Origin of the sequence: Jannaschia helgolandensis (genome assembly GCF_900109285.1) — a bacterium.
In the GTDB taxonomy this organism is placed as follows: domain Bacteria; phylum Pseudomonadota; class Alphaproteobacteria; order Rhodobacterales; family Rhodobacteraceae; genus Jannaschia; species Jannaschia helgolandensis.
Window position 1 is genome coordinate 1218884 of sequence record NZ_FNZQ01000001.1, and the last position, 11968, is coordinate 1230851.

Genomic DNA, 11968 nt, shown 5'->3' on the forward strand with positions numbered 1-11968 from the left:
GCTGCCCTCGCGGTCCGTGGAACCCCTTGCGGTATGGGTGCAAGCGATTCATCGTCGGGCACGGGGGGATTGCGGATGAAATGGCTGATCCGAAGCGCGCTGACGCTGGTCACATTGATACTGATTGCGGTCGTCGTCCTGATCATGGTGCCGACGGAACGGGTGGCGCAACTGGCCGCGGATCGGTTCGAGGCAACGACCGGGCGCGCGCTGACGCTGGGCGGTCCGGTGAAGGCGACGCTCTGGCCGCGACCGGGTATCCGCGCCGAAGGGATCGAAATCGCGAATGCCGGGTGGTCCGATCAAGGCCCCATGCTGACGGCGGAAACACTGGAAGTGGGCATCGCCCTCGGATCCATCTTCGGCAGCGACATCCGGATCGAGACCCTGCAGATCGACGGCGCGCGCCTGATCCTTGAACGCAACGCCGATGGGCGTGGAAACTGGGAGATAGCGGGGACACCGGTCGCGCAACCGGGATCGATCGGGTCTGATGGCGGCGGTGCCTCCGCCCGTGCGCTTTCCATTGACCGGGCAATCCTGACCGGAGCCGACGTGACATGGCTGGATCACGAGGACGGAACGCAGATCCGTCTGCGTGCAGTCGATCTGGAGACCCGGCTGGCCGATCTGAACAGCCCCGTCCGCATCACCGGTTCTGCCCTTGTCAGCGGGCAGGCCGTCACGCTGGAAGCTTCGCTCGACGCAGCCCGTTCGCTGATGCAAGGCGCGCTGACGCCTGTCGCGTTCAGCCTGCGGGCGGGCGAGACGGCGCTGCGGCTGGACGGTCGAGCCGATCTGGACCCGCTGTCATTCGAGGGTCGGATCGAGGCCACGTCATCGGATCGGTTCAAGGTGGCCAACGTGCTGGGCATCGTCGTTCCCGATCTGCCTGACGGTCTGGGCGCGCGGTCCATCGCGCTGAACGCCGCGATCACACTGGCCCCGGCGGGCACGCTGCACTTTCGGGACATGATCATGGATCTGGACACCAACCGCCTGACCGGTGCGTTGGACGTGGACCCGAACGGCGCAAGGACCCGGCTGGTTGCCAATCTGTCGGCCGATACGCTGGACCTGACCGCGCTCAGCCGGAAGGGACAGGGCGGCGAAACGGCTCTGGTCTCCGAGACCGGCTGGGCCCGCGAAACACTCGATGTTTCGGGCCTGTTCGCAGCGGACGGGGAACTGACCTTCAGCAGCGGCGCTGTGACCATGGGCGATGCAACATTCGACGAGGTGCGGGCCCGCGCCGTGGTCGACGATGGCCGCGCCGTCGTCACCCTGCAGCCGCTGATCGCATATGGCGGCACCGTCACCGGCGATGTCGTCGTGAACGGACGCGGCGGCCTGTCCTCGCGCGCGACGCTGGAACTGTCGGGGTTGCAGATGCAGCCCTTCCTGATTGAATTCGCCGATTTCGACCGGCTGATCGGACAGGCGGATATCTCGCTGGACCTGCTGGGCATCGGCGACACCACGCAACAACTGATCGACAGCCTGTCCGGAAATGTGGCGTTTCGGATGGGAGCGGGCGAAATTCTCGGGTTCGACATCGGTGGCATGGTCCGAACGCTGGACCTGGGCTACCGTGGCGAAGGGCAAAAGACCGTATTCGACGGGGTTTCGTCCAGTTTCGTCGTGACGGACGGCATTGCGCGCGGTGACGATCTGTCGCTGACGGCCCCCTATTTGTTGGCGACCGGCGCGGGGGACATCGCGCTTGGGGCTCAGACCATCAGTTATCGTTTGATCCCGACCTTGCGGCGAGGGGGTGGCAGCGATGGCATTACCGTGCCGCTTTTGATCGAAGGCCCGTGGTCGGACCCCCGCATTCGTCCCGATCTGGAATATATCGCCCGGCAAAAACTGGACGTGGAGCGTGCGCAGACCGAGGCGCGCGACCGCGCCGGCGAACTGGCCCGGACCCGGATTGCCGATGAACTGGAGATCGCACCCGAAGTTCTGACCGATCGTGATGCGCTTGAGGACGCCCTCAAGGACCGGGTCGAGGAAAAATTGCTGGACCTCTTGCTGGGCCGTTGATGACGCCGGCAAAATCGCATGGCCCCACCGTGCTGGACCCGGACACACCCCCGCGCTATCTGGCACCCTAGCAACAGGAGTGCCCCATGAGCGTCAGCCTTGTCGGAACGGTCGTCAAACCCATCCATCCGGAAGGCCGGAAATTCATCGCGATCTTCATTGCCGTGACTCTGATCCTCTGGTTCGTGTGGGAACCGCTGGGCGTGATCGCCACGGCGCTGACGATCTGGTGCTACTACTTCTTTCGCGATCCCGACCGCACCGTGCCGATGGATGACGGATTGATCGTCTCACCCGCCGATGGCGTCGTGTCGCTGATCGGACCCGCCGTTCCCCCGGTCGAATTGGGGCTTGGCGCGGAGCCTCTGACCCGCGTGTCGGTCTTCATGTCCGTGTTCGACTGCCACGTGAACCGTGCGCCCGTCGCGGGCGAGGTCACGGCGGTCGCCTATCGTCCCGGCAAATTCTTTTCGGCCGAACTGGATAAGGCCTCCGAGGAGAACGAGCGCAACGGCATCGTCCTGACGATGGACGATGGCACCCGTCTGGGTGTCGTGCAGATCGCCGGACTCGTGGCACGTCGTATCCTGTGCGAAGTCGATCAGGGCGCGCGCCTGGCGCGGGGTGACCGCTTCGGACTGATCCGCTTTGGATCACGACTGGATGTCTATCTTCCCGAAGGCACTGCGCCGCGCGTGTCCGTCGGGCAGGTCATGACATCGGGCGAAAGCATCCTTGCCATTCTGGGCGATGCGCGCCCCGCTACATCAAGGGTCGAGTAAATGCCGCCGGTGCAGGAAACGCGCGAAGGGCGCCTGCCGCTGATCTCGCTGGTGCCGAACATCGTGACTTTGCTGGGCCTCAGCGTCGGTCTGACGTCGATCCGCTTCACGTTCGACAACCGTTTCGATATCGCGGCCGGGCTGCTGATCCTTGCCGCACTGATCGACGGTCTGGACGGTTTGCTGGCACGGCGACTGAATGCGGCATCGCCTTTCGGGGCAGAGTTGGATTCCCTGTCGGATTTCGTCTGTTTCGGTGTCGCACCGGCGCTGCTGGTCTATCATTTCGGGTTAGAAAATCTGGCCGGCATGGGCTGGCTCGCCGCGTTGTTCTTCGCAATCTGCTGTTGTCTGCGACTGGCCCGCTTCAACGTCGCCGCCAAGGACGAGACATCCGATGACAAGCAATCCTTCACCGGCGTTCCGGCACCGGCGGGTGCGATGCTGGGCATCTTTCCGGTCACGCTCTATCTCGCCGATTTCATGGACCTGCGCGACCTGCAATTGCTGGTGGCGATCTGGATGCTGGCCGTCGGTGCGATGATGATCGCGCGCTTCAAGACCCTGTCGCTCAAGGCGATGCGGATCAGCCGGGACAACGCGGTCTATGTTCTGCTGGCGGCGGCCATCATCATTGGCCTGATGCTGACGCGCCTCTGGCTGTTCCATGTTGCCGCGACGGTTCTGTATCTCTCCCTGCTTGCTTGGGGCGTTGCAAAACGGCGGCTCTGACGGAAAAAAGGCCCCTCATTCCTAAGGGGCCTTCGCGAAACTACGGATACGCCCGATGCTACCGCTTGCGATCGCGGCGCGACGACATCGGCTGAAACGCGACAGAGACATGCGCCTCGCAATAGGGCTTTCCAGCCTGGGTCTGCAGTCCGCAGAACCAGAACTTTTCCGTCGCCGGATCGCCGATCGGCCATTTGCAGGTCCGTTCGGTCAACTCCATCAGCGAAATCTTCTTGGCCGTCTTCTCGACCGCATTCACCTTGGCCAGGGCTTCGGGCGAAATCTCGTTGGCCGAAGGTTGCGGCGGCAACGGCTGTCCGGCCATCAACGGTTTGCGCAGGGGCGTGACATTGGTGCCCTGCGGCACGGCTGCCATGGTCCGCGGCTCGTCGTCATCATCTTCTTCGACGGCGGCCACAGGCTCGGGCTTGGGGGCAGGCGTCGGGTCCGGTTTCGCGGTCTTCGGCGCGGGTGCCGGTTTGGCGGGCGTCTGGGACGCGGGCTTCGCCTCGTCGGCGTTGCGGTTGCTCAGACCCAGCCTGTGGACCTTGCCGATCACCGCATTGCGGGTGACGCCCCCAAGTTCCTTGGCGATCTGCGAGGCAGAGGCCCCTTCGCCCCACATACGCTTGAGGGTCTCGACGCGGTCATCGGTCCAGGCCATGCCACTCTCCTTGAAAACTGCTCATATCCCCCGTTTGTTGTGTTCGGATACGCACACCGCTAGGGGTGGCGATCCCGGAGGAAGTGCTATTGTAAGCATCCCATGCGTCCGTCACAAGCCGGACGCCCGGTCAGAGGGTCGCAAATGTCAGACACGACAGAGCTGCAACAGGGTGTGCGTCGTTTCGGCCACGTCAACTGGCTGGGGATGTGGACGCTGACGATTCGCGAAGTGCGCCGGTTCGTCGCCGTCTGGACCCAGACATTGCTGGCACCCCTGGCGACCGCCACACTGTTTCTGCTGGTTTTTTCTCTGGCGATCGGCACCCGGCGCGGTGACGTCATGGGTGTGCCTTTCGTTCAGTTTCTGGCACCCGGCATCCTGATGATGACCGTGATCCAGAATTCCTTTGCAAATGTATCGTCCTCCATCGTCATCTCCAAGGTGCAGGGCAATATCGTCGACACGTTGATGCCGCCCCTCTCGGCCTTCGAACTGGTCGTCGGCTATCTGGTCGGCGGTATCCTGCGCGGGCTGATGGTGGCGGTGGCGATCACGGTTCTGCTATTCCCGTTTATCGGCCTCGGTATTCAGAACCCGGTCATGGCGCTGGTCTGGGTCAGCCTTGGTGGTGCTTTCCTTGGGTCCATCGGCATCATCGCGGGGGTCTTCGCCAACAAATTCGACCAGATGGCGGCGATCACCAACTTCATTGTGACACCGCTCAGCTTCCTGTCAGGCACATTCTATTCCATCGAGGGACTGCCGCCTGTGATGCGTGCTCTCAGCTATGGTAACCCGATCTTCTACCTGATTGACGGATTGCGGTTTTCGGTGCTGGGCGTATCCGACAGCTCGCCCTGGCTGGGTTTCGCGGTCGTCTCCGGCACGACGCTGGCGCTCTGTGGCGTCGCGTGGTGGATGTTCCGGACGGGGTATCGTCTGAAGTCCTGATATCTGTTCAGACGACAAGATCGACGTCAGGCCGGGCGGCGGGGAACAGACGGCGGGAACGCTTCGGGTACTGTCGAAATGACCGCAGGCGGCCCTCTCTCCAGACCAGAAAGCCCGTGTGCATCAGAACGGTGGCGGCGACCATCAAGGCCCCGGCAATCGGGTTCGCGCGATCCTTCGTCGAAGGATCTCATCGGCGTCAGACACCCAGACACCAGCGCATGATCGCCTTCTGCGCGTGCAGCCGGTTTTCCGCCTCGTCGAAGACGACCGACCGGGGGCCATCCAGCACGGCATCAGTGATCTCTTCGCCGCGGTGGGCGGGCAGGCAGTGCATGACCAGCGCATGGTCCGGTGCCGCGGCGATCAGGGCCTCGTTCACCTGATAGGGGCGCAACAGGTTGTGCCGCCGCTGCCGAGACGATTCCGCGTCACCCATGCTGACCCAGGTGTCGGTCACGATCAGGTCGGCATCGGCCACCGCGCGCGCTGGGTCGCGTTCGATCCGCACGTCGCAGCCGGCCTTGCGGGCGGCCCCCACGACGGCATCGGGCGGGTCCAGTTGCTGCGGCCCGGAGAACGTGAAGTTGAACCCGAAGCTGGCGGCGGCATGCAGGAAACTTTGGGCCACGTTATTGCCGTCACCCATCCACGCCACACGCTTGCCCACGATGGGGCCGCGATGTTCCTCGAATGTCATGACGTCGGCCATGATCTGGCAGGGATGCGAATTGTCGGTCAGGCCGTTGATGACCGGCACGCTGGCATGTTCTGCCATTTCGGTCAGAATATCCTCGCCGAAAGTCCGGATCATGATCAGGTCGACATAACGCGACAGAACGCGGGCGGTGTCGGCGATGGTTTCGCCATGTCCCAGTTGCATGTCCGCGCCAGACAGAACCATTGTCGTGCCGCCCATCTGGCGGGTTCCGACATCGAAACTGATCCGCGTCCGGGTCGAGGGCTTCTCGAAGATCAGCGCGACGACACGGCCTGCCAGCGGCAGGTCATCGTCGGGCGTGCCCTTGGGGCGGTCGCCGCGCCCCGTCTTCATGGCCATCGCCGTATCGAGGATCGCGCGTAGCTGCGCCGGATCGGTTCTGTGAATATCAAGAAAATTGTTCATATATCGCTCCTTGCGGAGAGGGTGGGAGCCGTCTGGCCTCAACCTCCGAGGATATTTCGGGAAAGCTTGAATTCAGGCTGGGACGAGGGCCGCGGCGGTGCGGTCCAGTCGGATCAACGCCTCGCGGATATCGTCGTCGGTGATATTCAGCGCGGGCAGAAGACGCAGGACGTTGTCGGCGGCGGGTATGACGCAAAGCTCCTGCCCGTAGGCCGCGGCCAGCACGTCGGTGTTCGGCATTTTGCACTTCAGGCCCAGCATGAGGCCCGATCCGCGCACGAAGTCGAACACATCCGGGTGCGACGCCACGAGGCCCTCCAGTCCCTGCCGGAACAACGCGGCCTTGCGGTTCACCTCGGCCAGAAAGTCATCCGTCGCGACAATATCCATGACGGCATTGCCCACGGCGCAGGCCAGCGGGTTGCCGCCATAGGTGCTGCCATGCGTGCCTGCCGTCATGCCGATGGCCGCATCCTCGGTTGCCAGAAGCGCGCCCAACGGGAAGCCCCCGCCGATGCCCTTGGCGACCATCATGATGTCGGGCGACACACCGGCCCATTCATGCGCGAACAGCTTGCCGGTCCGGCCCATGCCGCATTGCACCTCGTCGAAGATCAACAGCGCGCCGGTCTGGTCACACAGGTCGCGCAATCCCTTCAGACATTGGTCAGGCACGGGCACGATGCCGCCTTCGCCCTGCACCGGCTCCAGGATCACGGCGGCGACGTCGGGGGATTTCATCGCCTCGGTCAACGCATCGTGATCGCCGAACGGCAGGTGACGAAAACCCGGCAGCAGGGGGCCGAAACCCCTGGTCATCTTCTCGGACCCGGCGGCGGCGATACCTGCGGCGGACCGGCCATGAAAGCTGCCGGTGAAGGCCAGGATCACATGCCGTTCGGGCTGGCCCTTTTCGGTCCAGTACTTGCGTGCCATCTTGACCGCCAGTTCGCAGGCTTCGGTGCCGGAGTTGGTAAAGAAACAGGTGTCCGCGAAGGTATGCTCGACCAGTTTTTCAGCCAGCGCCTGCTGTTGCGGGATCTGATACAGGTTGCTGGTGTGCCATAACGCCCCGGCCTGCGTCGTCAGCGCCGAGACAAGCGCCGGATTGGCGTGGCCCAGCACGTTCACCGCGATGCCCGCGCCCAGGTCCAGAAAACGTCGCCCGTCCGCTTCCACAAGCCAGGAGCCTTCGCCCGAGACGAAGCTCATCGGCGCACGGTTGTAGGTGGGCAGGACGGCGGGGATCATACCATTTCCTTGGATATGGGTTTCGAAGGTTTCGGCGTGGCGCAAATCCGGAGGCCTGTCAACGCGACCCCCTCACGCCATCGTTGGATGAACGTGATCGGGCGGAGTGCTTCAAGCGAAGGGCGATCAATCGGGAGAGAATCATGAAATACATTACGCTGGCCACCGCAGCCGCATTTGCCGGTGGTCTGACACTCGCCGCGCCCCTCGCCGCGCAGGAGGTCTGCGCCGTCGAAGGCGATTATTACGATCTGGATGCCGCCGGGGTCGACGCCTTCTACGACTGCATGTCCGACCGCATGATCGAAGGCTATACCACCGAGGGCAACGAGATCGCAGCCGTCTATCGCGGATGGAACGCGACCGCCGAGCGCGCCGCCGTCCCCGGCCCGCATGGCGACCGGTTTCTTCTGACCTTCGCCAACGATGTCGCGGCCGAGCAGTATCTGAAATTCGAGGAGGGCGACTTCGAAATGCCCGTCGGGTCGGTTCTGGTCAAGGAATCAATCGCCGTGCGCGAGGGGACGGGCCGTGTCGGGCCGCTGTTCATCATGACCAAGGTCGACGATGCGCCGGACAATGACAACTGGCTCTACTCGGCCGTTCAGCCCAACGGCAAGGACATGAAGATCAGCCAGAGCTTCTGCAGCGACTGCCATGTCGGCTTCGATTCGCAGGACAGCATGGGGTATCCGCTGGAAGAGGTTCGCCTGACGGCAAACTGATCCGGCCACAGGCCCGCGTCAGAAACCGGGCATCCCGCGACCGGGGTGTCCCGCGTGCTCTCTCTCGACATCGGCCGGTCTGACGGGCAGATGTGGCCGATGTGGCCCCGCACCCGAGCCCTTTCCGTCCATCTGCTGACCGCCACCGGCGCGGTCTTCGCGATGCTGTCCCTGCTGGCGGCGGTCGAGGGCGCGTGGTCGGCGATGTTCCTTTGGCTTCTGATGGCGCTGATCGTGGATGGCGTCGACGGCCCGCTGGCCCGGCGCTGGGACGTGACCCTTCACGCGGCGCGCTTCGATGGTGTCCTGCTGGATCTGATCATCGACTACCTGACCTATGTGTTTATCCCGGTCTACGCGCTCTATGCGTCCGGTCTGGTGCCCGGCTGGGCGGGTTGGGGCATCCTGATCGTGGTGCCCTTCGCTTCAGCGCTGTATTTCTGCGACACGCGGATGAAAACCGCCGATGCCAGTTTCGAGGGGTTCCCCGGCTGCTGGAACATGGTCGCCCTGACGGTTTTCATCCTGCAACCCAACCCCTGGCTGACACTGATCGCGGCGATCCTGCTGTCGGTCGCGATGTTCCTGCCGATCCGCTTCGTGCATCCTACCCGGACGCGGCAATGGCGCCCTGTCACGCTGTCGGTCACGACGGTCTGGATGATCCTGGCGCTGACGGCCGCCTGGGGGGAATTCGGGCTGGGTCAGGTCTTGGGCTGGAGTTTCGCGGCCTGCACACTCTATCTGCTCTGCGCGGGCGCGGTGCAGCAGGCACTCGGCGGCATCGCAGGGCGCGAGGGGCGGCGCTAAAGGTCGATCGACCCGTCGGCATTCGGCTCGATCTCCGGCATGTCAGGGTCGCGGAGGTCGGGGCCAGGCAGGTCGGGGGTCAGCGGGGTTTTCCGGCGGATGAGTATATCGCCGTTCGGCAGCACCTCGGGCACATCGTAGACGTCGAAATCGTCTACGATGTCACTCAGGCTGCGCTGCATTTCCTCCATGAAGGGCGTGGCATCCTGTGCCAGCCCCTCCAGATCGCGCAAGGCCGGCTCCATGTCCTCGATCAATCCGTCGAGGAACAGCCGAAGGCCCCGCTCGGTCACCGAACGGTCATCTTCCTGCGCGGCAAGCGGCAAGGCCGGGGCGGTCATCAAAAGAGCGATCAACAACGGTTTCATATATTCAAAGGTGGGTCGAAGACGCGGTGACGTCAAGGATCACCGGGAAATGGTCCGATGCGTCCAGAAGGGCCTGCCGCAGATCCGGGTCCCTGGAGGCATCGACATCGTCGAACGGATGCAGGATGCGCCAGCGACACCGATTTCGTAACCCGCGACTGACCATTGCAAAGTCCAGAAGCGCATTCAGATATCTGCGGTTGTCATTGTCCCAGAACCGCGCCGTCGCGGGCAGGGCGGCCCCGATGCGCACCGGTTTGGCATTCGGGTCGTGCAGCGCATCCGGCCCTTCGCCCAGCACAACTTCCACCCCCGACCGCCCGAACAGCGTCTCGAAGGCATCCAGTCCCGGTCCATCGTTGAAATCGCCCGCGACGATCATGTCGCGTCCTTCGGCCAGGCGTTCATCGACACGGCGGCGCAGCCAGATGCACTGCGCCAGTTGCTTGCGCCGGTTCAGGATATTCAGCCGCAGCTCGTCCTGCGCATCGACCGCCCCATGCGCGGCTTTCGACTTGGCATGAACCCCGATCAGGTGCAGCGGCCCGACCGGCGTCTCCAGATCGAGTTCCAGCGGAGGTTTCGACCAGATCAGCCGCTCGGCCTTCAGGTCGATGTCCAGATCCATCCCGAAAACGCGATCGAAGCGCGGCGCATTTTCGCTATCGCCGGGCGCATGGCGGGGTGTAACGCGCGTCGGATCATACAGCAGCGCGATTTCCTGCCGCGTGTCGTTCGCGAACCCCAGCATCGCTTTCGTCGTCCGCAGACCGACGGCGTCGGCGAAGCCCTGTAACGCCACCACCGATGACCGGCGGCGATTGTCGTCCGGCGCCTCGATGATCAGCAGGGCATCGGCGTCTACGGCACGCATGACCGCCGCGATAGCCTGCAACTGCCGCGCCTTCGTCACCTCATAGCGTGCCGACAGCTCCTCGGTCGCGTCCATCGCGCCATCGTCCAAAAACAGCCGGTTGAACCATTCCACGTTCCATGTGGCGAAGCGAAAGCTCACGCCTCGTCGGCCTGTATCTTTTCCCACGCCCGGTTGATCGCGATCAGACGCTTTTCCGCCAGTTTTACCGCCTCTTCCGGCAGGCCGCGCGCCATCAGGCGGTCCGGGTGCGTCTCGCGGACGGCAGCGCGCCAGGCGGCGCGGATCTCTTCCATCGGTGCATCCGGCGCCACACCCAGCACCTCGTGGCAATCCGGCTCGACCCCCGGCACGAAGCGGGTGCGCAGCGACCGGAACTCGCGTTCCGAAAGGCGGAAGATCTGCGCCACGCGGGTCAGGAAATCGTCCTCGGCGGGGTGATAGGTGCCGTCGGCCATCGCGATGTGGAACAGGCCTTCCATCAGGTCGCGCAGGGTGTCCGTGTCGTCCGCGAACATCTTCTGGATGCGGCGGGCGTATTCCTCGAAACCCGCGACGTCGGTGCGCGCCATGTCGAAGACGCGCGCGGCGTTGTCGATCTCGGACGGTGCGATGGTGAAAACTTCGCGGAAGGCGGAAACCTCGTCGCGGGTCACCAGACCGTCCGCCTTGGCCATCTTGGCGCTCAGCGCGATGACGGCGATGGTAAAGGCGACCGAACGGTCGGGCGGCGTTCGCAGCCGGTCGAACAGCCCGGACAACGCCTCGCCCGGTGCCAGGCTGGCCAGAACGTCCAGAATACGGGACCAAAGGCTCATTGCGCGATCCTACACTGATGTAAGGACGGCAAGAACGACAATTTCCGAAAGCTGCTGAATTGCCCCCAGCACATCCCCCGTCTGTCCCCCGATCCTGCTGCGCGCCAATGTCCCGATACCGGCCAGGACGCCCAGCACCAGAAGCCCCGCCACCAGCCCATGCCCCTCCACCGGGATCAGCGCCAGAACCGCCAGCCCCAGACAGACCTGCGCCACGATCGCAGGCGGCCGTCCCATGCCATGCGACAATCCGTCGGTCCGCGCGGGCGGCAGCCAGCGCATCGCGACGGCCATCGGTGCACGGCTGACAACGGCGGCGATCAGGACCGGCAGCACCTGCATCTGCACCATTGCCGTTGCGATCAGCGACCATCGGATCGTCAGCGTCAGCACCAGTGCGACCATCCCATAGGTGCCGATCCGGCTGTCGCGCATGATCTCAAGCCGTCGTTCGGGGGTGGAACCGCCCCAGATGCCGTCGGCCATGTCGGCCAGTCCGTCCTCGTGCAACGCGCCCGTCAGCACGATCTGAAGCGTCAGCGTCACGGCTGCCGCGACAGCGGGCGTCGCCCCCAGAAACCAGACCCCCCATCCGGCCCCGACCGCGATCATCGCGACCAGCAATCCGGCCAGCGGCCAGGCCCAGGCGGCATCGGCGGCCCGTGGCGTCGGAGGCGCGCGCAGGGCGGTGGTGACCGGCAGGCGGGTCATCAGCATCAGCGCGGAAGTGACGTCGGATCGAAGGGGCATGTCTTTCCTGCACTGGCGAAGGGCGTAACGCTCGCATATCGCTCGTGGTCAACACCGTAAAGATCAAC

General features: G+C 64.1%; 13 protein-coding genes. 6 read left to right on the top strand and 7 right to left on the bottom strand.

Features of this window, described 5'->3' with window-relative positions:
- The first annotated feature begins 75 nt into the window (after positions 1-75).
- The 3 genes from BMY38_RS05985 (at position 76) to pssA (ending at position 3560) form a co-directional block, all read left to right on the top strand.
- Positions 76-2046, top strand: a complete 1971-nt coding sequence (locus BMY38_RS05985) for an AsmA family protein (protein ID WP_175495782.1) — start codon at positions 76-78, stop codon at positions 2044-2046.
- An 86-nt stretch (positions 2047-2132) separates the two neighbouring features.
- The gene (locus BMY38_RS05990) at positions 2133-2828 is read left to right on the top strand and encodes a phosphatidylserine decarboxylase (RefSeq protein ID WP_092760650.1); all 696 of its coding nucleotides are present in this window, start codon (positions 2133-2135) and stop codon (positions 2826-2828) included.
- Positions 2829-3560 (top strand): CDP-diacylglycerol--serine O-phosphatidyltransferase, encoded by a 732-nt coding sequence (gene pssA / locus BMY38_RS05995; protein ID WP_092760652.1) that lies wholly within the window; start codon positions 2829-2831, stop codon positions 3558-3560.
- A gap of 58 nt (positions 3561-3618) precedes the next feature.
- Here the strand turns inward: pssA and BMY38_RS06000 are convergent, their stop codons facing one another.
- Positions 3619-4224, bottom strand: coding sequence for a GcrA family cell cycle regulator (locus tag BMY38_RS06000; RefSeq protein WP_092760654.1), 606 nt, complete (start codon positions 4222-4224; stop codon positions 3619-3621).
- Positions 4225-4368: 144 nt separating this feature from the next.
- Here BMY38_RS06000 and BMY38_RS06005 point away from each other — a divergent pair, with 144 nt between their 5' ends.
- Entirely contained in the window at positions 4369-5178 is an 810-nt protein-coding gene (locus tag BMY38_RS06005) for an ABC transporter permease (RefSeq protein ID WP_092760656.1), read from the top strand.
- A 199-nt stretch (positions 5179-5377) separates the two neighbouring features.
- Here BMY38_RS06005 and argF read toward each other — a convergent pair whose 3' ends face one another.
- Complete coding sequence (argF, locus tag BMY38_RS06010; protein WP_092760658.1) at positions 5378-6304, bottom strand: ornithine carbamoyltransferase; 927 nt, start codon at positions 6302-6304, stop codon at positions 5378-5380.
- A 72-nt stretch (positions 6305-6376) separates the two neighbouring features.
- Positions 6377-7555, bottom strand: a complete 1179-nt coding sequence (locus BMY38_RS06015; RefSeq protein ID WP_092760660.1) for an aspartate aminotransferase family protein — start codon at positions 7553-7555, stop codon at positions 6377-6379.
- 143 nt (positions 7556-7698) lie between these two features.
- On the opposite strand from BMY38_RS06015, the gene BMY38_RS06020 reads away from it, so the two are divergent.
- Together BMY38_RS06020 and BMY38_RS06025 are read left to right on the top strand one after the other, a co-directional pair.
- On the top strand, positions 7699-8280 hold the full coding sequence (locus BMY38_RS06020) for a cytochrome P460 family protein (protein ID WP_092760662.1): 582 nt from the start codon (positions 7699-7701) through the stop codon (positions 8278-8280).
- A gap of 99 nt (positions 8281-8379) precedes the next feature.
- Positions 8380-9090, top strand: a complete 711-nt coding sequence (locus tag BMY38_RS06025; protein WP_092761269.1) for a CDP-alcohol phosphatidyltransferase family protein — start codon at positions 8380-8382, stop codon at positions 9088-9090.
- Here BMY38_RS06025 and BMY38_RS06030 read toward each other — a convergent pair.
- From BMY38_RS06030 to cobS, 4 genes are read right to left on the bottom strand one after another with little or no spacing between them, the layout of a single operon-like run.
- Positions 9087-9446, bottom strand: coding sequence for a hypothetical protein (locus BMY38_RS06030; RefSeq protein WP_175495783.1), 360 nt, complete (start codon positions 9444-9446; stop codon positions 9087-9089). The genes BMY38_RS06025 and BMY38_RS06030 overlap by 4 nt on opposite strands.
- Positions 9447-9462: 16 nt before the next feature.
- Entirely contained in the window at positions 9463-10473 is a 1011-nt protein-coding gene (locus tag BMY38_RS06035; RefSeq protein WP_175495784.1) for an endonuclease/exonuclease/phosphatase family protein, read from the bottom strand.
- Positions 10470-11150: a molecular chaperone DjiA gene (locus BMY38_RS06040; protein WP_092760664.1), complete on the bottom strand. Its 681-nt coding sequence runs from the start codon at positions 11148-11150 to the stop codon at positions 10470-10472. Before BMY38_RS06040 ends, BMY38_RS06035 begins: the two co-directional genes overlap by 4 nt.
- A gap of 9 nt (positions 11151-11159) precedes the next feature.
- Positions 11160-11900: an adenosylcobinamide-GDP ribazoletransferase gene (cobS, locus tag BMY38_RS06045; RefSeq protein WP_092760666.1), complete on the bottom strand. Its 741-nt coding sequence runs from the start codon at positions 11898-11900 to the stop codon at positions 11160-11162.
- Between the last annotated feature and the right edge of the window lie 68 nt (positions 11901-11968).

Excerpts from the sequence above, each read along its gene's own strand:
- BMY38_RS06020 (WP_092760662.1), top strand. The coding sequence starts at position 7,699 with ATGAAATACATTACGCTGGCCACCGCAGCCGCATTTGCCGGTGGTCTG.
- BMY38_RS06040 (WP_092760664.1), bottom strand. The coding sequence starts at position 11,150 with ATGAGCCTTTGGTCCCGTATTCTGGACGTTCTGGCCAGCCTGGCACCG.
- BMY38_RS05985 (WP_175495782.1), top strand. The coding sequence starts at position 76 with ATGAAATGGCTGATCCGAAGCGCGCTGACGCTGGTCACATTGATACTG.
- argF (WP_092760658.1), bottom strand. The coding sequence starts at position 6,304 with ATGAACAATTTTCTTGATATTCACAGAACCGATCCGGCGCAGCTACGC.
- BMY38_RS06025 (WP_092761269.1), top strand. The coding sequence starts at position 8,380 with ATGTGGCCCCGCACCCGAGCCCTTTCCGTCCATCTGCTGACCGCCACC.
- BMY38_RS05990 (WP_092760650.1), top strand. The coding sequence starts at position 2,133 with ATGAGCGTCAGCCTTGTCGGAACGGTCGTCAAACCCATCCATCCGGAA.
- pssA (WP_092760652.1), top strand. The coding sequence starts at position 2,829 with ATGCCGCCGGTGCAGGAAACGCGCGAAGGGCGCCTGCCGCTGATCTCG.
- cobS (WP_092760666.1), bottom strand. The coding sequence starts at position 11,900 with ATGCCCCTTCGATCCGACGTCACTTCCGCGCTGATGCTGATGACCCGC.
- BMY38_RS06015 (WP_092760660.1), bottom strand. The coding sequence starts at position 7,555 with ATGATCCCCGCCGTCCTGCCCACCTACAACCGTGCGCCGATGAGCTTC.
- BMY38_RS06005 (WP_092760656.1), top strand. The coding sequence starts at position 4,369 with ATGTCAGACACGACAGAGCTGCAACAGGGTGTGCGTCGTTTCGGCCAC.
- BMY38_RS06000 (WP_092760654.1), bottom strand. The coding sequence starts at position 4,224 with ATGGCCTGGACCGATGACCGCGTCGAGACCCTCAAGCGTATGTGGGGC.